This window comes from Methylosinus sp. shoA, assembly GCF_059718125.1.
The window spans coordinates 328,958-355,422 of record NZ_AP046091.1; the positions used below are offsets into that span (position 1 = coordinate 328,958).

At 67.7% G+C, this 26,465-nt stretch carries 23 protein-coding genes; 15 read left to right on the plus strand and 8 right to left on the minus strand.

The features are described from left to right. Nucleotides 1-12: 12 nt before the first annotated feature. The 6 genes from lptG to accC all read left to right on the plus strand — a co-directional run bounded on the left by lptG (nucleotide 13) and on the right by accC (nucleotide 7,048). The gene (gene lptG / locus AC6IW9_RS01545) at nucleotides 13-1,098 is read left to right on the plus strand and encodes an LPS export ABC transporter permease LptG (RefSeq protein ID WP_497768295.1); all 1,086 of its coding nucleotides are present in this window, start codon (nucleotides 13-15) and stop codon (nucleotides 1,096-1,098) included. Further along, a complete protein-coding gene (locus tag AC6IW9_RS01550) occupies nucleotides 1,098-3,770 on the plus strand; it encodes an LPS-assembly protein LptD (RefSeq protein WP_497768298.1) in 2,673 nt (890 codons plus the stop codon). The genes lptG and AC6IW9_RS01550 overlap by 1 nt, the downstream gene beginning before the upstream one ends. A gap of 45 nt (nucleotides 3,771-3,815) precedes the next feature. Further along, nucleotides 3,816-4,598: a DsbA family protein gene (locus AC6IW9_RS01555; RefSeq protein WP_497768301.1), complete on the plus strand. Its 783-nt coding sequence runs from the start codon at nucleotides 3,816-3,818 to the stop codon at nucleotides 4,596-4,598. Nucleotides 4,599-4,705: 107 nt separating this feature from the next. Next, entirely contained in the window at nucleotides 4,706-5,149 is a 444-nt protein-coding gene (gene aroQ, locus AC6IW9_RS01560) for a type II 3-dehydroquinate dehydratase (protein WP_497768303.1), read from the plus strand. Between the two features lie 6 nt (nucleotides 5,150-5,155). Then, nucleotides 5,156-5,677, plus strand: a complete 522-nt coding sequence (gene accB / locus AC6IW9_RS01565) for an acetyl-CoA carboxylase biotin carboxyl carrier protein (RefSeq protein ID WP_497768306.1) — start codon at nucleotides 5,156-5,158, stop codon at nucleotides 5,675-5,677. Nucleotides 5,678-5,689: 12 nt separating this feature from the next. After that, entirely contained in the window at nucleotides 5,690-7,048 is a 1,359-nt protein-coding gene (accC, locus tag AC6IW9_RS01570; protein ID WP_497768309.1) for an acetyl-CoA carboxylase biotin carboxylase subunit, read from the plus strand. Between the two features lie 221 nt (nucleotides 7,049-7,269). On the opposite strand, the gene AC6IW9_RS01575 is transcribed toward accC, so the two are convergent. Then, complete coding sequence (locus AC6IW9_RS01575; RefSeq protein WP_497768314.1) at nucleotides 7,270-8,619, minus strand: FAD-dependent monooxygenase; 1,350 nt, start codon at nucleotides 8,617-8,619, stop codon at nucleotides 7,270-7,272. A gap of 194 nt (nucleotides 8,620-8,813) precedes the next feature. Between AC6IW9_RS01575 and AC6IW9_RS01580 the strand changes: the two genes are divergently transcribed. Then, complete coding sequence (locus tag AC6IW9_RS01580; RefSeq protein ID WP_497768317.1) at nucleotides 8,814-9,764, plus strand: right-handed parallel beta-helix repeat-containing protein; 951 nt, start codon at nucleotides 8,814-8,816, stop codon at nucleotides 9,762-9,764. A gap of 41 nt (nucleotides 9,765-9,805) precedes the next feature. Then, on the plus strand, nucleotides 9,806-10,732 hold the full coding sequence (locus AC6IW9_RS01585) for a right-handed parallel beta-helix repeat-containing protein (protein WP_497768320.1): 927 nt from the start codon (nucleotides 9,806-9,808) through the stop codon (nucleotides 10,730-10,732). 254 nt (nucleotides 10,733-10,986) lie between these two features. Here the strand turns inward: AC6IW9_RS01585 and AC6IW9_RS01590 are convergent, their stop codons facing one another. Continuing rightward, nucleotides 10,987-12,282: a leucine-rich repeat-containing protein kinase family protein gene (locus AC6IW9_RS01590; RefSeq protein ID WP_497768323.1), complete on the minus strand. Its 1,296-nt coding sequence runs from the start codon at nucleotides 12,280-12,282 to the stop codon at nucleotides 10,987-10,989. Between the two features lie 37 nt (nucleotides 12,283-12,319). Here AC6IW9_RS01590 and AC6IW9_RS01595 point away from each other — a divergent pair, with 37 nt between their 5' ends. After that, nucleotides 12,320-12,760: a very short patch repair endonuclease gene (locus tag AC6IW9_RS01595; RefSeq protein WP_497768327.1), complete on the plus strand. Its 441-nt coding sequence runs from the start codon at nucleotides 12,320-12,322 to the stop codon at nucleotides 12,758-12,760. Between the two features lie 140 nt (nucleotides 12,761-12,900). Here AC6IW9_RS01595 and AC6IW9_RS01600 read toward each other — a convergent pair whose 3' ends face one another. Continuing rightward, on the minus strand, nucleotides 12,901-13,434 hold the full coding sequence (locus tag AC6IW9_RS01600) for a DUF6101 family protein (protein WP_497768330.1): 534 nt from the start codon (nucleotides 13,432-13,434) through the stop codon (nucleotides 12,901-12,903). Between the two features lie 225 nt (nucleotides 13,435-13,659). Between AC6IW9_RS01600 and AC6IW9_RS01605 the strand changes: the two genes are divergently transcribed. The 4 genes from AC6IW9_RS01605 to lpxK all read left to right on the plus strand — a co-directional run bounded on the left by AC6IW9_RS01605 (nucleotide 13,660) and on the right by lpxK (nucleotide 17,101). Further along, nucleotides 13,660-14,478, plus strand: coding sequence for a 3'(2'),5'-bisphosphate nucleotidase CysQ (locus AC6IW9_RS01605; RefSeq protein WP_497768333.1), 819 nt, complete (start codon nucleotides 13,660-13,662; stop codon nucleotides 14,476-14,478). Continuing rightward, complete coding sequence (locus AC6IW9_RS01610; RefSeq protein ID WP_497768336.1) at nucleotides 14,475-14,732, plus strand: DUF4170 domain-containing protein; 258 nt, start codon at nucleotides 14,475-14,477, stop codon at nucleotides 14,730-14,732. Before AC6IW9_RS01605 ends, AC6IW9_RS01610 begins: the two co-directional genes overlap by 4 nt. A gap of 90 nt (nucleotides 14,733-14,822) precedes the next feature. Then, nucleotides 14,823-16,100, plus strand: a complete 1,278-nt coding sequence (locus AC6IW9_RS01615) for a 3-deoxy-D-manno-octulosonic acid transferase (RefSeq protein ID WP_497768339.1) — start codon at nucleotides 14,823-14,825, stop codon at nucleotides 16,098-16,100. Next, on the plus strand, nucleotides 16,100-17,101 hold the full coding sequence (gene lpxK, locus AC6IW9_RS01620) for a tetraacyldisaccharide 4'-kinase (RefSeq protein ID WP_497772376.1): 1,002 nt from the start codon (nucleotides 16,100-16,102) through the stop codon (nucleotides 17,099-17,101). The genes AC6IW9_RS01615 and lpxK overlap by 1 nt, the downstream gene beginning before the upstream one ends. Here lpxK and AC6IW9_RS01625 read toward each other — a convergent pair. Then, nucleotides 17,082-17,306 carry a DUF2093 domain-containing protein gene (locus AC6IW9_RS01625; RefSeq protein WP_497768342.1) on the minus strand — a complete coding sequence of 75 codons (225 nt, stop codon included), beginning with the start codon at nucleotides 17,304-17,306 and terminating at the stop codon, nucleotides 17,082-17,084. The two genes, lpxK and AC6IW9_RS01625, sit on opposite strands and share 20 nt — an antisense overlap. Nucleotides 17,307-17,556: 250 nt before the next feature. After that, nucleotides 17,557-20,007 (minus strand): alginate export family protein, encoded by a 2,451-nt coding sequence (locus AC6IW9_RS01630; protein WP_497768345.1) that lies wholly within the window; start codon nucleotides 20,005-20,007, stop codon nucleotides 17,557-17,559. A gap of 743 nt (nucleotides 20,008-20,750) precedes the next feature. Here AC6IW9_RS01630 and AC6IW9_RS01635 point away from each other — a divergent pair. Continuing rightward, a complete protein-coding gene (locus AC6IW9_RS01635) occupies nucleotides 20,751-22,391 on the plus strand; it encodes a porin (RefSeq protein ID WP_497768348.1) in 1,641 nt (546 codons plus the stop codon). Nucleotides 22,392-22,539: 148 nt separating this feature from the next. Here the strand turns inward: AC6IW9_RS01635 and AC6IW9_RS01640 are convergent, their stop codons facing one another. The 3 genes from AC6IW9_RS01640 to erpA all read right to left on the minus strand — a co-directional run bounded on the left by AC6IW9_RS01640 (nucleotide 22,540) and on the right by erpA (nucleotide 25,098). Then, nucleotides 22,540-23,676: a Ppx/GppA phosphatase family protein gene (locus AC6IW9_RS01640; protein ID WP_497768351.1), complete on the minus strand. Its 1,137-nt coding sequence runs from the start codon at nucleotides 23,674-23,676 to the stop codon at nucleotides 22,540-22,542. 142 nt (nucleotides 23,677-23,818) lie between these two features. Continuing rightward, nucleotides 23,819-24,715 (minus strand): sugar kinase, encoded by an 897-nt coding sequence (locus tag AC6IW9_RS01645; protein WP_497768354.1) that lies wholly within the window; start codon nucleotides 24,713-24,715, stop codon nucleotides 23,819-23,821. Nucleotides 24,716-24,753: 38 nt separating this feature from the next. Further along, entirely contained in the window at nucleotides 24,754-25,098 is a 345-nt protein-coding gene (gene erpA, locus AC6IW9_RS01650; protein ID WP_497768357.1) for an iron-sulfur cluster insertion protein ErpA, read from the minus strand. Between the two features lie 163 nt (nucleotides 25,099-25,261). On the opposite strand from erpA, the gene AC6IW9_RS01655 reads away from it, so the two are divergent. Continuing rightward, on the plus strand, nucleotides 25,262-26,455 hold the full coding sequence (locus AC6IW9_RS01655) for a deoxyguanosinetriphosphate triphosphohydrolase (protein ID WP_497768360.1): 1,194 nt from the start codon (nucleotides 25,262-25,264) through the stop codon (nucleotides 26,453-26,455). Nucleotides 26,456-26,465: the final 10 nt, after the last annotated feature.

Consider the following 26,465-nt stretch of genomic DNA (forward strand, 5'->3'; position numbering starts at 1 on the left):
CGGGCGAGCGGGATGATCGGGCTCACGCTGTCCCGCTATCTCGCCGCGCGCTTCGCCAAAACGATTCTGGCGATCTTCGCGACGATGTTCTGCCTGATGTTCGTCATCTATTTCGTCGAGCTGCTGCGCCGGGCCGGCGACATTCCCCAGGCCAGTGCGGATACGGTCGCGCTGATGACGATCCTGCGCGTGCCGGCGACGGCCGAGACGATCCTGCCTTTCGCGGTTCTGTTCGGCGCCATGGCGACCTTCGTCGATCTGACGCGCAAGCTCGAGCTCGTCGTCGCGCGCGCCTCCGGCGTTTCGGTCTGGCAGTTCCTGTTTCCGCCGGCCTTCGTCGCGCTCGTGATCGGCGTCGTGTCGGTGACGCTCTACAATCCGGTCTCGGCGGTGATGAAGCAGCGCTCCGACCAGATGGAGCTCGATCTGTTCGGCGTCCAGGGCAGCGTGCGCGTCGATCGCAGCAAATGGCTCCGCCTCACCGGCGTCGACGGCACGGCGATCCTCCATGCAACGAGCTATGAGGCCGGCGGGGCGCGGCTCGCCGGCGTCAGCGTCAATGTCTACGCCAAGGACGGCGTGTTCCTCGAGCGGGTCGAGGCGGCGCGCGCCAGGCTGCTCGCCGGCGTTTTCGTGCTCGAAGAGGCGCGGGTCAATGCGCCGGGGGAGGAATCGCGCGCGGTCGGCTCTTATCTGCTGGCGACCGACCTGACGCCGGAGCAGCTCGCGTCGGCGACGACGCCGCCCCAGGGCGCGCCGTTCTGGGACCTGCTCGAGCTCGGCGAGAAGACGCGCGACGCCGGCCTCGATCCGACCGGTTACATCCTACAGTTTCAAACGCTCCTGGCGCGGCCCCTCTTGCTCGTCGCCATGGTGCTGGTGGCCGCTTCCTTTTCGTTAAGGTTCTTTCGAATGGGGGGAATCGCGCGAACCGTTTCGGGTGGCGTCGTGGCCGGCTTCGTGCTTTATATCGTTACGAAACTCTTTTCCGACCTGGGCGGAGCCGGGGTGATCAGCCCGCTCGTCGCTGCGTGGTCGCCTGCTCTCGTCGGAAGCATGCTGGGCGCAGTCAGTCTGTTGTATTCGGAGGACGGCTGATGGGGCGCCGCCGTCATCGCCGTCATCGCGAGCAGAAAGCGGAGCGGCCCGGACGGCCGGCCGCGGCGTTCGGCCGTCCGCCGCCACGGAACCTGCCCTTCGACGTGCGGTTGGCGTTGGCCGTCCTTCTCGGCTCGGCCTTTGTTCTCGCCGGCTCCTGTCTCGTCGACGCCAAGCCGCGCGTCGCGCCCGCCGCGCCGGCTCCGCCTCCGGCGGAGAGCCCCGCCAAAATGTTGGTCGAGGCCAAGGAGCTCGCCTATGACGAGAGGCGCAACAGCGTCGCCGCGACGGGCGACGTGAAGATTTTCTACAAGGGCCGCACGCTCGAGGCCGACCGCGTCGTCTACGACCGCGGCTCGCAGCGCGTCTACGCCGAGGGCCATGCGCGGCTGACCGAGACCAACGGCTCGGTGGTCCATGCGGACCGCTTCGATCTGACCGACGACTTCAAGGCGGGCTTCATCGACAGCCTTCGCGTCGAGACGCCGGACAACGCCCATTTCAGCGCGCCGCGGGCCGAACGCGCGGGCGAGACGACGGTCTTCGATCTCGGCAGCTATACGGCCTGCGACGCCTGCAGCGACGATCCGTCCAAGCCGCGGCTGTGGGTGGTGCGCGCCAAGCGCATCATCCACGACAATGAAGAGAAAGTCGTCTATTACGAGGACGCGTCGCTCGAGCTGCTCGGCGCGCCGATCGCCTATCTGCCCTATTTCTGGTCGCCCGATCCGAGCGTGAAGCGAAAATCCGGCTTTCTCAATCCGGAGCTCACCTATCGCTCGCAGATCGGCTACGGCGTCTCCATTCCCTATTATTGGGCGCTCGCGCCCAATTACGACCTCACCATCACGCCGACCGGCTTCTCGCGGCAGGGGCCGTTCCTCTCGGCGCAATTCCGCCACAAGCTGGAGAACGGCGGCTTCACGATCAACGTCGAGGGCACGCATGTCGGCGATCCGAGCGCCTTCGCCTATGCGCCCTACGGCGCGCGCGACAAGCGCTGGCGCGGCGCGGTGCAGAGCAACGGCGAAATCTACCTCAACGACCAATGGCGGTTCGGCTGGGACGTGACGGCGCTCAGCGACCGTTATTTCCTGCAGGATTACAAGCAGTACAACAGCCTGCTGCAGAACTATTTCTTCCGTGAATCGTCATCCACCGTCTATCTGACCGGCCAGGGGCCGCGCAGCTTCTTCGATCTTCGCGGCTTCTATTTCCAGGGCCTGTCGCCCAACGACGTGCAGGCGCAGCAGCCGATCGTGCATCCGCTGCTCGACTATAACCGCGCCTTCGACGTCGATCCGGAGCGGACCTTCGGGATCGGCGGACAGATCGACGTCGACGGCAATGTGACGAGCACCTCGGCGAGCATCGCCAACTACGAATCGATCCAGCCGCGCACGCTGGACAGCATCTATGGCCTCTACAACGTCTGCCAGCTCTACGCGCCGTCGGCGGACCCTTATCAAAGCCGCTGCCTGTTGCGCGGCGTCGGCGGCAATTACGAGCATGCGACGCTCATGGGATCGTGGAAGCGCAAGGTGATCGATCCGCTCGGCGGCCTGTGGACTCCTTTCGCCTTCACGCGCCTCTCGGGATCCTATCTCGACTACGACACCGACAATGTCTATCCCGCCTATAATGGCGCCTGGCAGCCCATCCCCAATGCGGCGCAGCCGCTGTTCCTGTACGGCGCCGACAATGGATTCCGCGGGCAAGCGACGCCGGGCGGCGGCGTCGAATGGCGCTATCCCATCCTCGCCAGCGGCGCGCTCGGCGATCTCGTGGTGGAGCCGATCGCGCAGATCGTTGCCCGGCCCAACCAGTCCTCCATTCCCTCGCTCGTCAATATGGATGCGCAGAGCCTCGTCTTCGACGATTCGAACCTCTTCGAATGGAGCAGATATTCGGGCTATGACCGGTTCGAGACGGGCACGCGCGCCAATTACGGCGGCCAGGCGACTGTGACCTTCGCCAATGGCGGTTTCGTCAACGCGCTCGCCGGCCAGTCGCGCCAGATCGCCGGCAAGAACGGCTATTCGACCGCGGACGCCGCCAATGTCGGCCTGTCGTCGGGACTCGACACGCGCACCTCCGACTGGGTCGGGCGCTTCGCTTTCGCGCCCTCGTCGATGCTGAGCTTCGTGGCCAAGGGCCGCTTCGATCCGGATGGGCTGAGGGGCCGCAGGATCGACCTCATCGGCTCGCTCAATCTCGATCCGCTCAATCTGACCTTCCAATACGCCAATTACGCCTCGCAGCCCGTCATCGGATTCGACCAGCGCCGGCAGGGCTTCTCGGCCAGCGGTCGCTATGATCTCACGAAGAATTATTTCTTGAACGGCTCGGTCACCTTCGACATGAGCCGCTATCTGTACAACTCCTTGACCATTGCGCCGGCAGTGACTACGACCCTGACGGGCGCCAATGTCACCGGCGCGGCGCCGCTGTTCTCGATCGCCGCGCTCGGCCTCGGGGCCGGCTACAAGGACGAATGCACGACGGTGGCGGTCAATTATTCGTCCGTCTACCAGGCTCAAGCGTCGACAGGGCTGCCGGCGCGCAATCAGACGATCATGGTGTCGCTGCAATTGCGCACGTTGGGCGACGCAAAGTTCAATTACGGATTGGGCTCGATACTGCTCAAGGACGGCGTCCGCTCTCAGCCTTGATCCGGCGGCGACCGCCCGATCTGCGAAACCTGCAAGGAGACTCCCATGGCCTTCCGGCTCGCCCCCGATTTTCGACGACTGCTCTCGGCCGCCGCCGCGCTCGGCGGCGCCCTGCTCGTCGTCGCCCCTCTGCGCGCAGAGGCGCCGAGCCCGCAGAAGGCGGAGATCGAGAAGATCGTCCATGACTATCTCATCGCCAATCCGGAAGTGATCCGCGACGCGATCGACGAGCTCGAGCGGCGCCAGAAGGTCGCCGAGGCGGATTCGCGCAGCCGGGCCGTCGATCAGAGCGCCGACAAGCTGTTCAATTCCGCCGCCCAGGCGGTCGTCGGCAATCCGTCGGGCGATGTGACGCTGGTCGAATTCTTCGACTACAACTGCGGCTATTGCAAACGCGCGCTCGAGGATCTCGCCAGGCTCGTCGACGGCGATCCCAAGCTCCGCGTCGTGCTGAAGGATTTCCCCGTGCTCGGCCAGGGCTCGACCGAGGCGGCCGAGGTCGCCACCGCCCTGCGCCTCCAGCTCAAGCCCGACAAATTCTATGCTTTCCACCGCAAGCTGCTGGCGACGCGCGGCCAGATCGGCAAGGCGCAGGCGCTCGCCGTCGCCAAGGAGCTCGGCGCCGACACGAGCCGGCTCGAGAAGGATATGAAGAGCGACCAGACGCGCCAGGCGCTCAAGGAGTCGATGGAGCTCGCCGACAGCCTCAATCTCACCGGCACGCCCAGCTGGGTGCTCGGCAAGGAGGTGATCGTCGGCGCGGTCGGCTATCAGCAGCTCAAGAACAAGATCGACAACACACGCAAATGCGGCAAGAGCGTCTGCTGACGCGCGGTCCGCGGCGCGGGACCGGGCGCGCGGGGCTTCCTTCGCGCCGGCAATGCGGCTAAAAGGAGGCTCGCTCGCGCGGCGCGCGCCCCTCGCTCAGGACATCCATGCCCGCCGTCCACGTCATCAACGGCCCCAATCTCAATCTGCTCGGCGCGCGGGAGCCGTCCATCTACGGAACCGCGACGCTCGACGATATCAAGGCGCGGCTCGCCGAGCTCTGCGCGGCGCGCGGCGTCGATCTCGTCTTCCGCCAGTCCAATCACGAGGGCGATCTCGTCGATTGGATACAGGAAGCAGGCCGCGCCGGCGCGCCGGTCATCCTCAATGCGGGGGCCTACACACATACGTCGATCGCGCTGCGCGACGCCATCAAGGGCGCGGGCGCGACGGTCGTCGAGGTCCACCTCTCCAATGTCCATGCGCGGGAACCTTTTCGGCATCGCTCCTTCGTCTCGCCCGTGGCCCGCGGCGTGATCGCCGGCTTCGGCCCCGCCTCTTATGTTCTCGCCTTCGAAGCCCTGTTCGACGAAGTCACAAGAAAGACCTGAGCAATCATGGCGCGCAAAGCTCCGACGCGACGCACTCCATCCGCCAAACCGAGAACCGCCGCCGCCGAAGCGGGCGTCGACGCGACATTGCTGCGCGAGATCGCCAGGCTGCTCGGCGAGAGCGATCTGACCGAGATCGAGGTCGAGAAAGGCGATCTGCGGATCAGAGCGGCGCGCATGCCGGCGCCGGCGCCGGCGATCGCCCATGGCGCGATCGCGCTGCCGCCCTATGCGCCGCCGCCCCCGCCGCCGGCGGCCAAGCCCGCCGCATCCGCCGCCGCGCCCGCGAGCCATGCCGACGCGCTGAAATCGCCGATGGTCGGCACCGCCTATCTGCGTCCGAGCCCGGACGCACGGCCCTTCGTCGAGGTCGGTTCGCGCGTCACCGCCGGCGACAAGCTGCTGCTCATCGAGGCGATGAAGACCTTCAACGACATCGTCGCGCCCAAGGGCGGCGTCGTCACGGCGATCCTGGTGGAGGACGGGCAGCCGGTCGAATATGGCGAGCCGCTCATCGTGATCGAATAGAGCGGGGCTCCGATGTTCGACAAGATTCTCATCGCCAATCGCGGCGAGATCGCGCTTCGCATCCTGCGCGCCGCCAAGGAGCTCGGCATCGCCACGGTCGCCGTGCATTCGACGGCGGACGCCGACGCCATGCATGTGAAGCTCGCCGACGAATCCGTCTGCATCGGGCCGCCGGCGGCGCGCGACTCCTATCTCAATATTCCGTCGCTCCTCTCCGCCTGCGAGATCACCGGCGCGGACGCAGTGCATCCGGGCTACGGCTTCCTGTCGGAGAACGCCCGCTTCGCCGAGATCGTCGCCGAGCACGGCCTGACCTTCATCGGCCCCAAGGCCGAGCACATCCGCCTGATGGGCGACAAGATCGAGGCCAAGGCGACGGCCAAGCGTCTCGGCATTCCCTGCGTGCCGGGTTCTGACGGGCCCATCACCGACGAGAAGCAGGGCGCGCGCAGCGCCGCGGAGATCGGCTTTCCGGTGCTCGTGAAGGCGGCCTCGGGCGGCGGCGGGCGCGGCATGAAAGTGGCGCGCAACGAGGCCGAGCTGCACGTCGCCATCTCGACGGCGCGCGTGGAGGCGAAAGCCGCCTTCGGCGACGACACGGTCTATCTCGAGAAATATCTCGAGAAGCCGCGCCATATCGAGATCCAGATATTCGGCGACGGCAAGGGCGCCGCCGTGCACTTCGGCGAGCGCGACTGTTCATTGCAGCGCCGCCATCAGAAAGTGTGGGAGGAGAGCCCGTCGCCGGCGCTCAACGACGAGCAGCGCGCCGAGATCGGCGAGATTTGCGCGGGCGCGATGCGCGAATTGAAATACGCCGGCGCCGGCACGATCGAGTTCCTCTACGAGAACGGCGCGTTCTACTTCATCGAGATGAACACGCGCATCCAGGTCGAGCATCCGGTGACCGAGGCGGTGACCGGCGTCGACCTCGTCAGCGAGCAGATTCGCGTGGCGGCCGGCTCGCCTCTGTCGATGCGCCAGGAGGATATCTGGTTCTGGGGCCATGCGATCGAATGCCGCGTCAACGCCGAGCATCCGTCGAGCTTTCGGCCCTCGCCCGGGCGCATCGCCTATTATCATCCGCCGGGCGGAGTCGGCGTGCGGGTCGATTCGTCAGCCTATCAAGGCTACACGATCCCGCCGAATTATGACTCGCTGATCGGCAAGCTCATCGTGCACGGCCGCAACCGCACCGAAGCGCTGATGCGTCTGCGTCGCGCCCTCGACGAATTCATCGTCGACGGCATCGACACCACGCTGCCGCTGTTCCGCACGCTGGTGCGCAACGCCGACGTGCAGAACGGCGTCTACGACATCCATTGGCTCGAGCATTTTCTCGCGACAGGCGGCATAGAGCCGATGTTCTGAGCCGAGGCCGGCCGCCGCGCGCCGAGCTGATGGGCGGATCAAGAGCGCGCCCGGTCTCCTCTCAAAATAAGGCCCGGCGCAGCCGGGTCGGAGGGTCCGACCCGCCGCAAAAGATCTCTGAGAACTTTGAGAGCGCCGCGAACCGCAGGGGCCCTCATCCGACCCTCGTTTCGCGAGGACCGCCTTCTCTCACAGGTGGGAGAAGGAGACGCGCGAACCTCTCAGCGCGCCGCGCCGCGCCGTCCCGGGCGCAGCAGGGCGAGCGCTTCGCGCGCGGCGCCGACGAGCTCCGCGCCGGGGCGCGTCCGCTTGCCGCGCATGCGCGGCTCTCGCGGCTCCTCGCCGCGCATCAGGCGCGGGCGCGCGAGATGCGGCATCACCCCTTCGCGCATCACCGCGCGGCGCAAAGGCCCGAGCGCCGTCATCGCCACGAAGCCGGCGCCGCGGATGAGGTCGATCGGCAGATAGGGAATGATCAGCGAGCGGTTGAGCAAATCGACGCCATGGGTGCGGAAGCCGATGTCGGCGCGCCGCTGAAGTTCGTAGCGCGCCAGCGCACGCGCGAGCTCGCGCTCGTTGCGCAGATCGACGCTGGCGAGGCAATCCTCGAGATCGGCGACATCGCGCAAGCTCAGATTGAGCCCCTGCGCGCCGATCGGCGGAAACACATGGCAGGTCTCGCCGACGAGCGCGAGGCGTCCGGCGGTGAGGCGCGACGCCTGCATTCCACCCATGCGGAACTCGCCGACGTCGCTCTCGATCGTCATCTCGCCGAGCTTGCCGTGAGCATAATCCTCGATCTCGTATTCCAGCTCCGCGCGCGGCTTGGCGAGACGGCGGCGGGCGTCGCGCGGGCTCATCAGCCAGACGAGACTGGAGCGGTTCTGCGCCTCGCCGCGCGCGGGCAGCGGCACCAGCGTGAAGGGGCCGGAGCGCGTGTGATATTCGGTCGAGACATTGTCGTGCGGCAGCTCATGGCGCAGCAGAGCGGTGAGCGCGACCTGCGGATAGGTCCATTCCTTGGTGTCGATTCCCGCGGCGTTGCGCGCGCGGCTCGAGCGCCCGTCGGCGGCGACGACGAATTGCGCCTCGATGCGGCGCCCGTCGGCGAGCGCGGCGACGACGACGTCGCCCTCGAAATCATAATCGACGATCTCCGCCTCGACGATCTCGAAGCTTTTTTCCGCGCGGGCGCGATCGAGCAGAATCGCGGTGAGTTCGTCATTGGAGACATTGAGGCCGAAGGCGGGAAGATCGATCTCCACGGCGCGCATCACGAGATCGGGCACCGGCAGCAGCTGATCGGTGTCGTCGACCATGTGAATGGTCTCGATCGGGCAGGCGACGGCCGCGACCGCCTCGAGCGCCCCGATCGAATCGAGGAAGCGGACAGAGGCTTCGAATAGAGCGACGGTGCGGCCGGGCAGAGGCGTCGGCAGGCGTCCGGCGAGCGTCACCCGCCACCCCGCGCGGGCGAAGGCGAGCGCGGCGGCGAGGCCCGTCGAGCCGGCGCCGGCGACGAGGATCTGCGTTTCGATGCCGGGCGCTGCGCCCCCGTCGATCTCGGCCATGGTCATGTCTCTCCCCGCGCGGCAGTTTACACCATGGCCGCAGGATCGGGAAATGGGCGGCCGACGCCGCTCGCCCGCCGCCGCCGAGAGCCGGCAGGCGCGCCGCACGAGCACGGCGTGCGTTCGCTCACATCGCGGCGATGACGCCGCGGCTAACGTGAGGGCTGTCGAAACGTTTGATTTCGGAGACTCACATGACACGAATTTTGTTGCTCTCGACGATCGCCGCGACGGCGCTCGGAGCCATCCAGGCGCAGGCGGCGGATCGCATCTTCGTCTCCACGCGCAACGGCGTGGACGCAGCCGGATGCGGCGCGCTGGCCTCGCCCTGCCGCAGCTTCCAATTCGCCCATGACCAGATCGCCGCCGGCGGCCAGGTGCAGGTGCTCGATCCGGGCGATTACGGGCCGGTCAACATCGGCAAGTCGATCAGCATCGTGAACGACGGCGTCGGCGCCGCCGGCGTGCTGAGCATGAAGCCCAATCAGACCGCGATCTATGTCGGCGCCGGCCCGTCCGACGTCGTCGTTCTGCGCGGGTTGACGATCGTCGGCGCGAGCACGGGTCAGGGCGGCGGCGCCGGCATCGTGCTGACCTCGGCCCGTTCCGCCAGCATAACGGGCGTGCGCTTGCGCAAGCTGCTCTTCGGCATCGTCGCCGACGCGGTCGACTTCTCCATCTCCGACGCCACCGTCACGGAGGCCGATTCGGCGATCGTCGTCGATCCGACGACGGGCGGCGTCAACGGCGTCATCAAGAATGTCGTTCTCTCGCACAATATGAGCTGGGGATTGCAGGTCGACAGCAATGTGGCCAAGGGGCCGGTGCGGGTCGAGGTCAGCGACAGCGTCTTCACGGGCAATTGCTACGGCGTGCTGGTGAACGGCTCGGCCCGCCAGCTCGCCGACGTGACGCTGCGCGAGATCGTCTCCAGCAGCAATGCCGCCTGCGCCTCGGGCGCGGGGATCGCCGCCATCGGCGGGCGGGCGCGCGTGCGCCTCGCACATTTGGTCGCGACCGACAACGCCGTGGGCGTGCAGATCGGCGCCGGGCCGGCGGTCGTCGAGAGCTATCGCGACAATGACCTGCGCGGCAACGGCGCCGCGGTCGCGGGCGGCGCGCTCACCATCGTTCCCAATCAGTGACGGCGCCTCTCGAGGACGCGAGACATCGAAAGGATTTCGCCATGATTTCGCACAGCGCTTTTCACCGTCTTCTTCACGTCGGCCCCGCCGCCGCGGCTCTTCTCGTCGCGGCGCCGGCTCTCGCCGCGCCGGATGTGATCTATGTCTCCGGCAAGGGCAATGACGCCAACGCCTGCGACACGATCGACAAGCCCTGCCTGACGCTGCAGGCCTCCCATGACAAAGCGGCGCCCGGCGGCACGGTGGTCGTCGTCGACGGCGGCAATTACAAGCCGCTCGTCATCAAGAAGTCGATCAACATCGTCAATGAGAGCGCCGGCGTCGCCGATATCCTGCAGCCGGCGGCCGGCGGCGACGCGATCACCGTCGCCGCGGAGGCGAACGACGTCGTCCAGTTGCGCGGCCTGTCGCTCGACGGCGCGGGCGTCGCGGCGAGCGGCGTGCGATTGAAGAGCGCCGGCTCTCTACACATCGCCGATTGCGTCGCGCGCCGCTTCGCGACCGCGGGCTATCTCGTCGTTCCGGTCACGAAGACATTCTTCGTCTTCGACAATGCGGCAGGCTCCGACAACGCGGCGGGCGTCGACATCGCGCCGAGCGACGGCGCCGTGAAGGGAGTCATCCGGAACTCGCGCTTCTCCGACAACAAGGGTTTCGGCGTCCGCGCCCAGCGCAAGAGCGTGGTGAGCCTCGTCGGCGGCTTCGCTTCGCGCAATGATGTGGGCGTCATGGCGAGCGGCGGCGCCGTTCTCACGGCGCGCGACGCGACGTCGAGCAACAACAGATCCCTCGGCTACGCCGCCGCGGACAAGGGCTCGATCCTGCGTCTCGCGCATTCGGTCGCGAGCGGCAACGCCACCGGAGCGTCGGGCGCCGGCGGCGCGCAGGTGGAGAGCTACAGCGACAATAATCTGCGCGGCAACGGCGCCGCGATCAGCGGCGCCTTCGTGGCCGTGGCGACGCAATGAGCGCGCGGGCCTCGGCGTTCGCGCCGAGGCCCGCCGCTTCCTCGCCGCATCGCCTCCTGGAGCATCCTTCGAGGCTTTTCGCCTTCGGCAAAAAGCGCCTCGGGATGAGGGGGTGGATGGGGCTTTTCATTTCGGCGAAACCAGTTCCCGCGCCCTGAGGAGCCCGCGCAAGCGGGCGTCTCGAAGGGCGCGCCGCCCGCGGGGCTTCTCGCCTCCGGCGAGAAGCCCCGCGGGATGATGGGGTGTGTTTACGGTCAAAGCCGGCGGCTCAGCTCGTCCGCCACATCGGCCATCGACGGGCGCGCCGCCCTATTCGGCTGAAGGCAGGCGCCGGCCAGTTCGCGCAGCGGTTCTGCCGTGCTTCGCGCCGCCAATTCGTCGAGCAGCACCCCGAAGGCGCGCGCCTCGACGCGTGTCCAGCGTTCGCCCGCGGCGCCGTCGGGCAGCGCGCAGGCGGCGCCGAAATCGGCGAGCGCCGCTTCGCCGTCTGTTCCATCCCAGACGATATTATGCGCGTAGAGATCGCCGTGCATGACGCCTCTCGCGTGCAGATGCGCGGCCGCCGCCGCGACGCATTGCGCGAGACGCAGCGCCGCCGTGGGGGCGAGGCGCAGCGCATCCTCATAGACGTCGCGGCTGCACGTCGAGAAATCCGGAGGTCCGGCGAGCGCGCGCCAGCTGTCGGGCAGCAGCGGCGTCAACAATCCCTCTCTGCCTTCGGGATGGCCCTCGACGCGCCCGAGCGCCGAGACGAGATGCGGATGCGCGCCGGCGGCGAGGCTCGCCGCCATCTCGCTCGCAGGCGCGCCGTCGCTGGTCATCGCGCCGCGGAACAGTTTTACCGCGACGGGCCACGGTTCGGGGACATGCGCCGCGCGCCAGCGCGCGCGAAAGACGTCGCCCGAGGCGCCGCCGCCGAGAGGCTCGCCCGTCGCGATATCCGACCATCGCGCCGCCGCCGCGGTCGCGAAGGGGAGGACGCGCTCGGCCGGATTGCCGCTCCAGGAGATCCAGGCGAGCGTCGGCACATCCGTGAGCCAGGCCGGAATCTCCTCGAAGCGATTGGCGCTGAGCCGAATCAGCTCGAGAGAGGGCGCCTCGGCGAGGCGCCGCGGAAGCGAGGAGAGCCGATTGCCGGCCAGCATCAGCTTCTGCAGCAGCGGCCTCTGGCCGAGCGAATCGGGGAGGCGCTCGATTCGATTGTCCGTGAGGGTCAGCCAGCGCAGCGCGGGCGGCAGGGATTCGGCGGGAATCTCCCGAAGTCGGGCGGCGCGAAGGCCGATCTGGCTCAGGCCCTCGCAATCGCCGAGCGAAGGCGGAAGCCGCTCGAAACGATTGTTCGACGCGAACAGAATGCGCAGGCGGCGCAGGCGTCCCATGTCGTGCGGCAGTTCTGTGAGCGCGCCGCCGCTGATGTCCAAGAACTCGAGCGTGTCCGCGAGGCCGAAAATTTCGCGCGGCAGTTCGGTCAGGCCCGGCAGGCGCAGCGTCCGCGCGCCGGCGAGGTCGCCGCGGCGAAGGGCGTCGAGATCGCAGACGTGGTTCGGCATTCCCCTCGCGCTCCGGCTCGATTATTCACGAGAGTCGATGCAGACGGAAGACCCCGCCCGGCGCTCCGCGGTGATGCGCGCAGTCAAATCGCGCGATACGGCCCCCGAACGGGCGGTGCGCGCCCTGTTGCGCGGCTTCGCGCCGTATTACCGGCTGCATCGCAAAGACATTCCCGGCAATCCCGATGTCGCCTATGTCGGGAAAAAGCTCGCCATATTCGTGCACGGCTGCTTCTGGCACGGCCATGATTGCGCGCGCGGCGCGCGCATGCCGAAGGCGAACGCCGATTACTGGCGCGCCAAGATCGGCCGCAACCGCGCGCGCGACGCCGCCCATCGGGAAAATCTCGCGGCGCTCGGCTGGCGCGCGCTCGTCGTGTGGGAATGCGAGCTGAAGGATCGCGCCGCGGTCGAGCGGAAGCTGCGAGAGTTCGTCGCGCAAGACGCTACGCCCTCGCCACGGCGCGGGCGAGGTTGAGCTCGAGGCGTTTCGCGAGCGCTCGGTCGAAATATCCTGCGACCCAGCCATAGGCGGCGGCAGCTTCGACACGGGCGATCATGTCCCAGCGCGCCGCTCGGCATCGGCGCCGGGAACATGACGTGCGAGCCGCGGCTCGGCTATTCGTAAGAAATGATCTCGCGCTCGTCCTCATGGACGACATTCAGGCGCGCCGGCTCGCCCCTCTTGCGGCGCGTCGAAAAGCGCGAGCGGCGCTGCTGCACCGAGACATTGCGCCGGCGCTCCAGAGCGCCGCGGAAGGCGACCTCGCCGATGCGCGGATCCAGCGTCTCCAGCTCCCCGCCGCGGCAGGAGAGGCGCGGCAAGTCGAGCCAGGCCGCCCAATATTTCCAGTCGGCGGAGACGGCGCCGCCGTCGGCGGTCTCCGCCAGCACGACGTCGAGATCGGGATCGCGATGGGCGAGCGACAGGCGATAGGAGGCGCCGCCGTCGCCGCGCGGCTCGACGTCCAGTGCGACGCCGCGATAGGCGCGCACCGGCACGCTGATCATCATCGAGACGCCGGCGAGGCGGCGCGTAATGAGAACGTCGCGGCGGCCGACTCGCACGCGCCGCTCGCCCTCGTCGGCCCGCCGGTCGGGCTGGATCGCGAATTGCGGGAAGGCTTCCGCCGCTTTGCCGTGCTCGAACATGCCGTCTCTCCGAAAGTGAAGCTCGGGTCTCGTTGGACGCATGTTGCGCGATCGCCGGGCCAGAGCTTGCTAACGAGGCTGGTGAATCCGGCGTAAACTATTGCTTTTCTGATCAAATCGCCGAGATTGGGTTAGCGCGCGGCAAACGCGGTCGATCAAATCGACGACATTTCGCCGCAAAAAGGCGCCTTGCGGGGCAGGCTCGCCTCGCATAACCACTGGGCAATGGCCGATAATCGAACAGACCTCGCGGCGAAGCTGCCGCTGCTCGAAGCCGTTGCGCGTCGGGCAGGCGAGATCGCGCTGGCCTATTTCCGTCCCGGCGCGAAAACGAGCGCGGCGATTTCCTTCAAGGACGGCGGCTCACCTGTCACCGAGGCCGATCTCGCCGTCGACCGCTTCCTGTTCGAGGCCGCGCCGGCGCTGTTCCCGGAGGCCGGCTGGCTGTCGGAGGAGACAGCGGACAGCGAGGCGCGCCTTTCCCATTCGCGCATCTTCGTCGTCGATCCGATCGACGGCACCTTCGCATTCTCACGCGGGGACACGCGTTGGGCGGTGTCGATCGCGCTGATCGAGGAGGGAAGGCCGGTCCTCGGCGTCATTCACGCCCCGGCGATGGAGGCCACATTCGCCGCCGCGGCGGGTTCCGGCGCGTCGCTCAATGGCCAGCCGATCCGCGTCTCGGAGCGCGCCGGGCTCGCGGGCGCGCGCATCGTCGCGCCGCGCGGGCTCGCAGGCTATTTCGCGCGCTCCCCTCACAAGTTCGATCTGCAGACGCGCACGCCCTCTCTCGCCCTGCGCCTCGCCGACATCGCCGCCGGCCGCAACGACCTCGCCATTGCATCGAAGGATTCGCGCGACTGGGACATCGCCGCCGCCGATGTGATACTCACCGAGGCGGGCGGCGTGCTTTCGGAGCTCGAGGGCGCGCCCTTGCGCTACAATCGTCCCGAGCTGCGGCGCGACATGCTGGTCGCCGCGCCGCAATCGATCTTTCCCGAGAGCCTCGCATTGGCGCGAGCCGTTTCGAAAGGCGAAATATGAGCAAATCGGCAGTCGAAGCCGGCGCTGCGCCGGCGCAGCCCCTCCACCTCGTATTCGGCGGCGAACTCGCCGATCTGCATGGCGTCGCCTTCCGCGATCCGTCCAAGCTCGACATCGTCGGCATTTTCTCCGACGTCGACTCCGCGCTCGCCGCCTGGAAGGCGAAGGCGCATGCGACGGTCGACAATGCGCATATGCGCTATTTCGTCGTTCATCTGCACGGACTGCTCGACCCAGAGGCCGAACGGGCCTGAAGACCGATCGCGCCGCTCGTCGGGGACGGCGCCCGCCAGCGCGGCCGCGCCGCGGCGCGGCCGGATTGTCTTTCCTGTCTCGGAACGCCGATGCCGTTGCTGACGATCTACAGATTGCTGACTATCGGCCTGACGCCCTTCGCCGGCGGCGTGCTCGCCTGGCGGGCGCGGCGTGGCAAGGAGGACCCGGACCGGCTGAAGGAGCGCGTCGGCGTCGCCAGCGCGGAGCGTCCGGAGGGCCGGCTCGTCTGGCTGCATGGCGCGAGCATCGGGGAGAGCCTCGCCCTGCTGCCGCTGGTCGACCGCTTCATCCAGCGGGGCGTCGACGTGCTGGTGACCACCGGCACGGTCACCTCGGCCAAAGTGGTGAAGGTGCGCCTGCCCGCCGGAGCGACGCATCAATATCTTCCGCTCGACGCGCCGCGCTTCATCGAGCGCTTCCTCGGCCATTGGCGGCCCGACATCGTGCTGTTCGCCGAATCGGAGCTGTGGCCGAACATGATCCGCGCCATTCATGCGCGGCGGCTGCCGCTCATCCTCGTCAACGCCACGATCTCCCGCCGCTCGGCGGAACGTTGGCGCCGTCTGCCCGGCGGACCGGACCGGCTGCTCGGCAAGATCGACCTCTGCCTCGCCCAGAACGCCGAGAGCGCGGCGCGCTATCTCGGGCTCGGCGCGCCGCGGGTGCGCGTCTGCGGCAATCTCAAATTCGACGTGCCGCCGCCGCCTGCCGGCCCGGCCAAGCTCGCCGCCTTCACCGGCGCGATCGGCGCGCGGGCGGTCTGGGTCGCCGTCTCCACCCACGAGGGCGAGGAAAAGATCGCCATCGAGGCGCATCTTTCGCTCGCCCGCGACATTCCCGGCCTCCTCACCATCATCGCCCCGCGCCACCCCGAGCGCGGCGGGGAGATCGCGGCCCTGGCGCGGGGCGAGGGGCTCGACACGGCGCAGCGCACGCTGGACGGCGAGCCGCGCCGCGCGACACAGATTTATGTAGCGGACACGGTCGGCGAATTGGGACTTCTCCTGCGCACGGCGGGCGTCGTGTTCATGGGCAAATCGCTGACCGCCGCGGGCGGACAGAGCCCGATCGAGCCGGCCAAGCTCGGCTGCGCGGTGCTGCATGGCCCGCATGTGGAGAATTTCGCCGACATCTACGCCGAGCTCGCGACGGCGCGCGCGGCGGCGCGGGTGACCGACGCGGAGACGCTCGCGCGCGCGCTGCACTATCTGCTGGCCGACCCCTCGCGCATGCGCAAGATGGGCCGGGCGGGGACCGAGGTCGTCGCGCGCCTCGGCGGCGCTTCGCAGAGCATCATGGCGGCGATCGAGCCCTATCTCGCGCAATCGGCGCTGGAGCAGCGATGATCCGCGCGCCGGGCTTCTGGCGACGGGCGCCCGCGTCTCCGCTCGCCCGCGCGCTCGCCCCGCTCGGCGCGATTTACGGCGCGGCGGCCGGAGCGCGACTGGCGCGGCCGGCGCCGCACGCCGAGCTGCCGGTCATTATCGTCGGCGGCCTCACTCTGGGCGGAGACGGCAAGACGCCGACCGCCCTCGCCCTCGCGACGCTGTTGCGCGAACTCGGCGAAACGCCGGTCATTCTGACGCGCGGGTACGGGGGAGCGCGGCGCGGCGCGCCGTTCCGCGTCGATCCGGCGCGCCACACGGCCGCGGAGGCGGGCGACGAAGCGCTGCTCCTGGCGCGCCGCGCGCCGACCTTCGTCGGCGCCGACCGCCTCGCCGCGGCGCGGCTCGCGCGGACGGCCGGCGCGACGGCGCTGGTTCTGGACGACGGCCTACACAGCCGCCGGCTCGGCGCCGATCTCGCCTTCGCCGTCGTCGACGCCGCTCACGGGGCCGGCAATGGCCTGTGCCCGCCCGCCGGGCCGCTGCGCGCGCCGCTCGTCCGCCAACTCGCCGTGGTCGACGCCGTGATCGTCCTCGGCGCCGGCGAGGCCGGCGACGAGATCGCCGATCTCGCCCGCGCGTCCGGCAAGCCCGTGTTCCCCGCGCGGATTCGGCCGGACGCCGAGGCGGCGGGCCGCTTGGCGGGATTGCCGGTCCTGGCCTTCGCGGGGATCGCCCGCCCGGAGAAATTCTTCGCGACTCTCGAGGAAACGGGGGCGCGGCTCGTCGGACGGCGCGCTTTCCCCGACCATCATCGCTATCGGCCGCGGGAGATCGTCTCGTTGGAGCGGGAGGCGCGCGCGCTCGGGGCGAAGCTCGTCACCACGGAGAAGGACGCGGCCCGTTATCCGGCCGGCCCTTCGGTATTGCCGATCGCTGTTCGCTTCGAGGAAGAGGGGGCGGTTCTCGCGGCGCTGGCGCAGGCGCTCGCCCGCGTGCGGCTCACCCTTCGCGCGGCTTGACGCCGAGCCGCGCCAGCTTGGCCTGCGGACTGCTGTAGGCCTCCTGCAGGTCGACGTTCCAATAGCGCAGATCCTCGAGCGGAATGGGCTCGCCGGTGACGGCGCAGCGCACGAAATTCCCTGCCCGGCGCACGCGGAACTCGCCGTCGCCATACTCGACCTCGGCCTCCGCCGCGGCCTGCGGATGTCGCTCGAATTTGTTCATTCTCATCCCGCGTCTCGCGCGCGCCGCGAGGCGCCGCACCGACGAAATAATCGAGGTCATACGGAATTTTCAATAGGGTCGCCGCGCTTGGCAAGAGGGAAAGCGCGAAAGCCACCGCCGCGCCTGGAAAAACAGGACGGCCGCCCCGACAGTCGGGACGGCCGCAGTTGCATATAGGGCGTCGACGATCGCCCGCCGGCGCCGCTGGATTTCAAAACGGCCGCGACTCCGTCCGAGCGACTCCCCGCCTCTACTTGCCGAGGATGGCGCCGAGATCGAAATGGCGGTTGACGCCCGCCTGGATCACATTGCCGTCGAAGCGGGTGCGCGTCGTCGCCGAATATTGGAACAAGCCGTTGGGCTGCAAGGAATAGGCGGTAGCCGACGCCGTCCCCAGATCATAGCGCAGATACTCGACCTTGACGCTCCACTTCGAATCGAGCGCCCATTCGACGCCGCCGCCGGCCGCCCAGCCGACGAGCGAGTCGCGATAGGCCGGACTGGCCGAGGTGAGGCCCGCCACGCCGATGGGCTGGGTGAGGAGCGCAGCGTAGGTCATGACGCCGCCATAGGCCAAGCCGCCCGTGCCATAGAGCTGCAGCGTCGGCGTCACGAGATAGCCGACGCGGCCGCGGATGGTCCCGAAGTAGTTGAGAACCGTCGTGCGCTGCCCGAAATTGACGAAGGTGGTCCCCCCCGCCGCGACCGTGGACGTCTGCCGTTTCATATCCAGAGCGTTCGAAGCGCCGTGCAGATCGGCTTCCACGCCGGCGACGAAGCCGTTGTCGAAGCGCCAGTTCGCGCCGATCTCGACGCCGCCTTTGAAGCCCGAGAGGCTGTTGCCCTGGTCCGCGATGACGGATGCGGCGGCGACCGGAGCGCTGGCGGGGGCGGCGCTCAGCGGGGCGGTGACGATGCTCGCCTGCGGGCTGGACCAGGCGGCGCCGCCGCTCAAGCCGGCATAGACGTCGCGCCAGCTCGGCGGGGCCGCTTTCTTTTGCGCCTCGGCCGCGCCGAGCCCGGCGAATTGCGACGCGATGGTTCCTTCGATCGGCTTTCCGTCGCCGAAGGCGTTCGCCGTCACCTGAATATAGATGAAATCGGTCGGACGCGCCGTCAGCCCGTTGGTCGTTCCGGTCTGTCCGGTGAAGGTCTGCGGGAAATAAGTCTGGAAGGCGGTCGGCGGCGCGAAGCTGGATGTGAACGCGCCCGGCCAGAAGCGGGCATAGCTCAACTCCCAATCGATGAACTGATTGAGCTTGTAGCGGATGCGGATGTCGAACTCGGAGCCGAGATAGTCGCCCCTGTTGCCGAGCGGCGCGACGAGATTGGCGCGTTCCCACGCGCCGGCCGCGCTCGCGAGCCAATAGGCGCTGAAGGCGGTGTCCACCTTCACGTCCTTGATCGGCTCGAACTCGATCCGGCCTTTGAGATTCTTGGTGTTGTTCCAGGCGAAATAGTCGTTGCGCGAGAACGGCTGGTTGAAGCCGTAGAAGATGTCGAAGTTCTGATTGGCGTTGTCGTACGGGCTCTTGTCGCCCGAGCCATAGGTGTAGCCCACGCTCACGCGCGGCTTCCACGGGTGCTCGGAGAAGGTGTAGCCTCCTTCGAGCCCGTAAGCGATGGCGTCGTGGCGCACATTCGTCAGGGCGCCGCTGCGGAGCTCTCCGCGCTCCCCGAGCTGCTTGTTGATGTCGATGTCGTAGTCGAAATCGCCGAGCACGCCATAGGCTCTCAAGCCCGGCGCGTAGGTTTCACGCGGCAGCCGAAGCGCGGAGGACTCGTTCAATGTGTCCCCATATTGCTTGCGCCCGATGAAATAGGGCTGAATCGTCGCATATTCCGACCAATTGCGAATGCTGAGAACGCCGCCGTAGATCCATGTGCCCCATTCCGGCCGGTCCCATTCGTAGGGGATGCGGCGGACAGGCCGCATCAGGAAGGTGTCGAGATCCCAATCATTGTCACGCTTTCCGAGCTTGATCCGGAAGCCCTCGAAATTATTCGTGGTGTTGCGGAACTGGTTGTTGCCGATCAGCCGGCGGTCGAGCAGCTCGAGATGGAAACGTCCCGCCTTGAGCGTGAGCGGGCGATCGTTTCCGAGATCGTCCTTGCCGAGCGCATCCTTGAAATAGAGCTCGGCGTAAGCCTGGATCAGCTCGTTCTCATCGATTTCCTGGCCTTGCAGCTCGTAAAAATTGTTGTTCGCGCGTGAATCCTGGAACTCGACGGCGAAGCGCAGGGGATCGAGCACTTTCTTGACGCCGAGATAGGCGCGCGTGCGGGTGAGCCACAGAGAGTCGGGGAAATTGCGTCGCTGAGACGCCGGCACGCCGGGAGCGGTGGTCGTCCACGGCCGATAGTCGTCCTTGCGATATTCGAAGCGAACCCGCTCATCGAGACCGACATCGAGCCAGTCGATCCCTTCGAACTCCTTGTAGGTCTTGCCCAGCTCCCTGACATAGTCGGGCACGTCCGGGGCCGGATCGAGCCGATAGGCGCGCGTCTTGACGTAATAGCTCTTCGGTTTTTCCGACTTCTTCTCTTCGGTCTTCGACGCGGCCTTCGCGGCGCCGACCGCCGGCTCGGGGGTGCGAACGGCGGAGGCCGAAGCCGCGAAAGCGGATCCATTCGCCCACAGCGCGACCGAACTCAGCAGCGCGGCCGTCCCCAACCGCGTCTTGCGAACTCGCGCTTTCACCGTTGACGATATCGGCGCGGCGTCGGCGCCCGGCGCGACTCGCGGGCTCGCACGCCGAGGCCGAGAGGGTTCGCACAGAGCAACGAACGCCCGGGTCCATTCTCCTGCCGTCGGCCGCCTCGACCGCGACGCGCCCGTCGCGCCGAATTCGTCAATTCTCATCTCATCCCCCTTCGACGTGTCGCGCTCTCATGCGCGCGCCACGAAACGCGTCGGCTCTCCGACGCCTTCCAAATCGCTGGTCGATCTCACGAAGATCGTCGGTCCGCATGCGAGGCAGACCATGACCTCGATGGTCCTTATCTGGAATAGATTTCTCTTACCTCTCGACGGCCAAGGCAAGGACAGAGTCTGCTATCTCCTACGTGTGCGCCGCAGAGTGACATTTCTGTCACACCTCATGGCGGTCTGCGCCGCGCCTTCGAAGAAGAGCCTGTGTTTTGCGCTCCGCCGGGCCGGGCTCCGTCACTCGTTCGTCGGAGGTCTCGGGCGAGGACCGTTCTCGTCTCGCCGTCGAGCAGTTCAAGTCACCCATGGAATTAGTAAGGAATACAGCGCCATTACGTTCGAGTGCGGGCGCGCGCTTCGTCGACAGACGGCGCGGCTTGTGACCTCCGGGACACATCGCATGGGGAATCGGCTGCAAAAAACGCCCGAGCTCCCGTTTGTAGCAATAGTGTCACGAACCACCTCTAGCGCTGCCGCGGCTGTCATCGAACGACTGAGACGGATCGAGGCCGACAATGACAAATGTGACGCGCCGGTATGGTGGAACCCAGGGGTCGGCGACGGTGAGAGGCGCGATGCGCTCGCGGCTGAAGAGCGGCGCCGCGCTGCTCGCTCTGCTCGGGTCCGCGGCTCTGCCTGCGACCGCGCTCGCGGATACGGCGAGCGAGATCAGAGCGCTCAAGGCGCGCCTGCTGAAGCTCGAGACCCAGGCCGCGAAGGAGAGGCAGGAAGCCAAGGAGAAGCAGGCGAAGAGCCAACCCGCGTCGGCTCACGCGTCGTCGGGAAGCGGATCGGCGCCCGCCCCGTCGCATTGGTACGAGCGCATCAGCCTGCGCGGCTACACGCAGGTGCGCTGGAATGACGTCCTGGACGCCGGACCGTACTATAACGACGTCGTCAATCCCGCCGACCGGTCCGTCGGACGGCGCAACAATTTTCTCATCCGTCGCGCGCGGCTCATCTTCAGCGGCGACATCACCGATCATCTCTCGATCTACATCCAGCCGGATTTGGCGAGTTCTCCGAACAGCTCTTACTCGGCGAGCCCGACGATCGCCAACACCAGCCTCTACGGCGCGTATAATCCGGGCCTGTTCGGCACATACGCGAACAACGGCGGCGGATATTTCGCGCAGCTGCGCGACGCCTATGCGGACATCTATTTCGATGACGACAAGGAGTTCCGCGCCCGCGTCGGCCAATCTAAGATTCCGTTCGGCTTCGAGAACATGCAATCCTCGCAGAACCGTCTCGCTCTCGACCGTAACGACGCGATCAACAGCTGCTGCCGCGACGAGCGCGATCTCGGCATCTTCTTCTACTACACGCCCAAGGAGCTGCGGCCGCTGTTCCGGGACCTCGTGCGCAACAATCTGAAGGGCAGCGGCGATTACGGCATGCTGGCGTTCGGCGTCTACAACGGTCAGGGCGCCAATCGCGTCGAGCTGAACCGGAACCTGCATCTCGTCGCACGCGCGACCTATCCTTACGTCTTCGAGAATGGACAGATCGTCGAAGTGAGCGTGCAGGGCTACACCGGCCGTTTCGTTCCCTTCACCACGGCCATCACGCCGTCCTTGTTCGGCGCCTCTTTCCAGGCCGGCTATCGCCCGCCGGACGCTCCCGCCGCCGGCATTCCGCTCGTGAACGCGCCCGGCTATGGCCCCGGCAATTTCACCCTCGGCACATATCCCTCCTCGAACCCGTGGGTCGCTCAGGCCGTGAACGGCGGACAGGGCGTGAGAGACGAGCGCGTCGCGGTGTCGGGCGTTCTCTATCCGCAGCCTTTCGGTCTGCAGGCCGAATGGAACTGGGGCCGCGGCCCGGGCCTCGATCCGACGCAGACGGTGATCTCCTCCGGCTCGCTGAACGGCGGATATGTGCAGGCGACCTACAAATACGTCGACACGGGGCTCGGCACCGGAACCTGGTTCCCCTTCGTGAAATATCAGTATTTCAAGGGCGGCCAGAAGTTCGAGAACAATGCGCCGCTCGCGCGGCTCTACGAGTGGGACTTCGGCGTCGAATGGCAGCCGGTTCCCGAGCTCGAGCTCACGGCGATCTACACCAAGACGGATCGCACGAATGTCCTGGCGGCGCCATACAGGCAGTTCCACGCCGATCTCTTGCGAATGCAGCTTCAGTGGAACTACTGAAGCGGTCCGGCCGGTACGGACTTCGGACGAGGCGCTCCCGCATCTGCGGGAGCGCTTTTTTTATGCGCTCTATGAGACGTCAGGCTCGGCGTCGACGCCGAACGCATCCCGGGTTCCGATCTACCCTCATGGCAGGGCGCGGGACGTTTCAGCGGCGGAACGAGAAGGCCCCGTCCTCCTCCATCAGCTCGAGCAGCATGCCCTCGCGCAGGCCGCGGTCGGCGATGCGCGTGCGCGCGGCGGGGAAGATGCCGCGGATCGCCTCGAAGATGGCGCAGCCGGCGAGCACCAGATCGGCGCGCTGCGGGCCGATGCAGCCATTGGCCGCGCGCTCGTCGAAATCCATGGCGCGCAGCCGCTCGATCGCCCGCGTCGCATCCGTGTCGGAGAGCCACAGACCGTCGACGCGCCAGCGGTCGTAGCGCTCGAGGCCGAGATGCACGCCGGCGAGGGTCGTCACCGTGCCGGACGTGCCAAGCAGATGAAAGCGCCGGCAGCGGCGCTCCGAAGCGGTGAGCGCGGCGAAGGGCGCCAATGCGTCGAAGGCGTGGGCCGTCATCGTCGCGAAGGTCGCCTCGCTGACGCTGCGGCCGCCGTAACGCTCGGCGAGCGAGACGACGCCGAGCTCGAGCGAGGTCCAATGGCGCAGCTCGAAAGCGCTCGTCACCGACGCCTCTTGCGCCAGCCAGACGAGCTCGGTGGAGCCGCCGCCGATGTCGAACAAGAGAACGCTCTCGGCCTGCGGATCGGCCAGAGAGCCGCAGCCCCGCGCGGCGAAGCGCGCTTCGGTCTCGCGATCGATGATCTCGAGCCTCAGGCCGGTGCGCTCATAGACCCGCCGCACGAACTCCTCGCCGTTTTCCGCCGCGCGGCACGCCTGTGTGGCGACGAGCCGCGCCCTTGTGACGCCGCGCGCGTTCATCTTCTCGCTGCAGACGTCGAGCGCCGAGAGCGTGCGCTCGATCGCCTCCTCGCTGATGCGGCGGGCGTGGCCCATGCCTTCGCCGAGCCGCACGATGCGCGAGAAAGCGTCGACGACGCGCAGCATGTCGGACTTGCGCCGCGCACGGTGGTCGCGGCGGGCGATCAACAGCCGGCAATTATTGGTCCCGAGGTCGAGAGCGGCGTAGACGGGCTCACGGCCCTGCGCAGCGCAAGGTCCGGCCGCCGGCCGATCGGCCTCCTCGCGGAGAGAAGCCGGCGGACGCGCGCCGCGCGTCGAGGCGAAACGATCGAGCCGCCGCGGCCCGCCGTCCGCTCCGCTCCAATATTCCGGTTTTCTCAACGCTCCTCCCGCCCGGCCGCCGTCGACAAGGGCGAGCCGCCGGTCCGCTCGTCGCTAGAAATATGGTCGAGACGAGCATAGCAAGGACGGCGGGAATGCCAAGAACAGGTTTCTGCTCGGCGCCGGGGACGGCGCACGAAAGCTAATCCGTCGGCGGAAAAGCGGCGAGCGTGGCCGTGATGTCGTTTTGCGACGGCAGGCCGGCCTCATTGCCGAGATGCTGGATCTTGAAGGCCGAGGCGGCGCGGGCGAAACGGAAATGCTCGCGCCAGGACGCCTCCGGCCGCTCGACGAAGGAGGCGACATAGGCGCCGTGGAACACGTCGCCCGCCCCGGAGGTATCGACGATCTTCTCCTTCGGCACGGGCAGCGCGGCGAGCCGCGAAATCTCGCCGGTTTCGTCGAACCACAACATGCCGTGCTCGCCGGTCGTGACGCCGCCGATGCGGCACCCTTTCTCGCGCAGGAAGGCGAGCATCTCCGTCTCCGAGAACGACATCTGCTCGCACAGGCGCTCGGCGACGACGGCCACGTCGACATAGTCGAGCAGCTCCAGAATGCCCGGCCGCAGCGCGCCGCCGTCGAGCGAGACCAGCGCGCCGCTCTCGCGGCAGGCGCGCGCATAGTGGATCGCGGCGTCGCTCATATGGCCGTCGACATGCAGCACGCGCAGGCCGCTCGGGTCGACGCGCGGGAAATCCTCGAGGAAATCGGCGTCGCGCGCGCGGAGAATGGCGCGCTTGCCGTCATTGGGCAGCACGAAGGAGAGCGACGAGCGCCGCACCCGGCGCGGATGCACGCGAATGCCGTAGCTCGCCGCCATGTCCATGAACATGTGGCCGAGCCAGTCCGGCGCGAGCGAGGTGACGAGATCGACGCCCTTGCCGATGAGCTTGGCGCAGGCGAAGCCGGCCGTCACCGCATTGCCGCCGAATGACACGGCGTAATCCTGGGCGACCGATTTCTGGTCGCCATGCGGCACGACATCGGTGCGCATGGTCACATCGATATAGGAATGGCCGATGAAGAGCGCGTCCAAACGAAACTCCGGAATTGGGGAATGGCGCCGGCGGCGCTCTAGACCGAGAAGCTCGCGCCGCAGCCGCAGGAGGAGGCGGCGTTGGGATTGTCGATCCGGAAGGACTGACCCATCAAATCCTCCACATAGTCGATCCGCGCGCCCGCGAGATAGGCGAGCGACGCCGGATCGACGACGATCCTGGCGCCGTCGCGCTCGATCGTCACATCCTCGTCGGCGGGCGCAGTCTCGACCGAATAGGTGTATTGGAAGCCGGAGCAGCCGCCCCCGCCGACGCCGACGCGCAGCGCCGCACCCTTCGCCGCGTCGGCCAGCAGGGCGATGATGCGCTTGGCCGCCCGCTCGGTCAGTTCCGGCCTCGTGACCGTCTGCGCAAGATCCATGTCCTTCTTCCGCCTTTCGTTCCGGGCGTCGCGTGCGGCCCTCGTCGATCCCGGCCGGCGAGCGTTTTGTTCGCCGATCCCTTGCGCGCCGCCGCCGGGCCGAGATATTCCTCGCGGCAACATATGGCCGCCCGCGTGACCTTGCAATGACAGGAGGAGCCGTTTGGCGACCTTGGACCTCCCCGCCGCCCGTCGCGCCGTCTACGCCTGCGATCCGGGGAAATCGCGCGGGCGGCTCGTTCCCGAGCACGCCTCGCCGACGCGCACCGAATTCCAGCGCGACCGTGACCGTATCATCCATTCGACCGCCTTCCGCCGCCTCGCGCACAAGACTCAGGTCTTCGTGCCGCTCGACGGCGACCATTTTCGCACGCGGCTCACGCATACGATCGAGGTCGGGCAGATCGCGCGGGCGCTGGCGCGGGCCTTGGCGCTGGACGAGGATCTGGCCGAGGCGGTGGCGCTCGCGCACGACCTCGGCCATCCCCCCTTCGGCCACGCCGGCGAGCGCGCGCTGCAGCGCTGCATGGCCGATCACGGCGGCTTCGACCACAACGCCCAGGCCCTTCGCGTCGTCACTCTGCTGGAGCGCCGCTACGCCCGCTACGACGGGATCGACCTCACCTTCGAGACGCTGGAAGGCATCGTCAAACACAACGGACCGCTCGTCGGGCCGAAGGCGACGCGGATCCTGCCGGCTTATGTGAAGGAGTTCGACGCGCAGTTTCCGCTGGAGCTCGACACCTTCTCGAGCGCCGAGGCGCAGGCGGCGGCGATCGCCGACGACATCGCCTATGACGCCCATGACATGGACGATGGGCTGCGCGCCGGCCTGTTCTCGCTGGACGACATCGCGCAGGCGCCCTTCATCGGCGTCATGCTGGAGGAGATCGCCGCGGTCTATGGAGCGATCGAGCGGCCGCGAATCATTCACGAGCTGGTGCGGCGCGTCATCACCCGCTTCGTCGAGGATGTGATCGTGCAGTCGAAGAAGCGCCTGGCGCTGACGGCGCCGCAGAGCGCCGACGAGGTGCGCCGCGCGGGCGTCGCGGTCGTGACCTTCTCGCCGCCCATGGCCGAGGCCGACCGCTCCATCAAGGCGTTTCTGTTCCCGCGCATGTATCGGCACGAGAAGGTGAAATGCGTCTGGGAACGGGCCGAGCAGGTGATCTCGCGGCTCTTCCCGGTCTATCTCGACGATCCGGGGCGGATGCCGGCCGAATGGGCCGAGCTGGCGCGAGCCGCCGAAGGGGTGGAGCGGGCGCGGCGCGTCGCCGACTACATCGCCGGCATGACCGACCGCTATGCGCTCGGCGAATATCGCCGCCTGTTCGGCGAGGAGGTGGCGCTCGGCTGAGGAAGGGCGC

Excerpts from the sequence above, each read along its gene's own strand:
- lptG (WP_497768295.1), top strand. The coding sequence starts at position 13 with ATGATCGGGCTCACGCTGTCCCGCTATCTCGCCGCGCGCTTCGCCAAA.
- AC6IW9_RS01550 (WP_497768298.1), top strand. The coding sequence starts at position 1,098 with ATGGGGCGCCGCCGTCATCGCCGTCATCGCGAGCAGAAAGCGGAGCGG.
- AC6IW9_RS01555 (WP_497768301.1), top strand. The coding sequence starts at position 3,816 with ATGGCCTTCCGGCTCGCCCCCGATTTTCGACGACTGCTCTCGGCCGCC.
- aroQ (WP_497768303.1), top strand. The coding sequence starts at position 4,706 with ATGCCCGCCGTCCACGTCATCAACGGCCCCAATCTCAATCTGCTCGGC.
- accB (WP_497768306.1), top strand. The coding sequence starts at position 5,156 with ATGGCGCGCAAAGCTCCGACGCGACGCACTCCATCCGCCAAACCGAGA.
- accC (WP_497768309.1), top strand. The coding sequence starts at position 5,690 with ATGTTCGACAAGATTCTCATCGCCAATCGCGGCGAGATCGCGCTTCGC.
- AC6IW9_RS01575 (WP_497768314.1), bottom strand. The coding sequence starts at position 8,619 with ATGGCCGAGATCGACGGGGGCGCAGCGCCCGGCATCGAAACGCAGATC.
- AC6IW9_RS01580 (WP_497768317.1), top strand. The coding sequence starts at position 8,814 with ATGACACGAATTTTGTTGCTCTCGACGATCGCCGCGACGGCGCTCGGA.
- AC6IW9_RS01585 (WP_497768320.1), top strand. The coding sequence starts at position 9,806 with ATGATTTCGCACAGCGCTTTTCACCGTCTTCTTCACGTCGGCCCCGCC.
- AC6IW9_RS01590 (WP_497768323.1), bottom strand. The coding sequence starts at position 12,282 with ATGCCGAACCACGTCTGCGATCTCGACGCCCTTCGCCGCGGCGACCTC.
- AC6IW9_RS01595 (WP_497768327.1), top strand. The coding sequence starts at position 12,320 with ATGCAGACGGAAGACCCCGCCCGGCGCTCCGCGGTGATGCGCGCAGTC.
- AC6IW9_RS01600 (WP_497768330.1), bottom strand. The coding sequence starts at position 13,434 with ATGTTCGAGCACGGCAAAGCGGCGGAAGCCTTCCCGCAATTCGCGATC.
- AC6IW9_RS01605 (WP_497768333.1), top strand. The coding sequence starts at position 13,660 with ATGGCCGATAATCGAACAGACCTCGCGGCGAAGCTGCCGCTGCTCGAA.
- AC6IW9_RS01610 (WP_497768336.1), top strand. The coding sequence starts at position 14,475 with ATGAGCAAATCGGCAGTCGAAGCCGGCGCTGCGCCGGCGCAGCCCCTC.
- AC6IW9_RS01615 (WP_497768339.1), top strand. The coding sequence starts at position 14,823 with ATGCCGTTGCTGACGATCTACAGATTGCTGACTATCGGCCTGACGCCC.
- AC6IW9_RS01625 (WP_497768342.1), bottom strand. The coding sequence starts at position 17,306 with ATGAACAAATTCGAGCGACATCCGCAGGCCGCGGCGGAGGCCGAGGTC.
- AC6IW9_RS01635 (WP_497768348.1), top strand. The coding sequence starts at position 20,751 with ATGACAAATGTGACGCGCCGGTATGGTGGAACCCAGGGGTCGGCGACG.
- erpA (WP_497768357.1), bottom strand. The coding sequence starts at position 25,098 with ATGGATCTTGCGCAGACGGTCACGAGGCCGGAACTGACCGAGCGGGCG.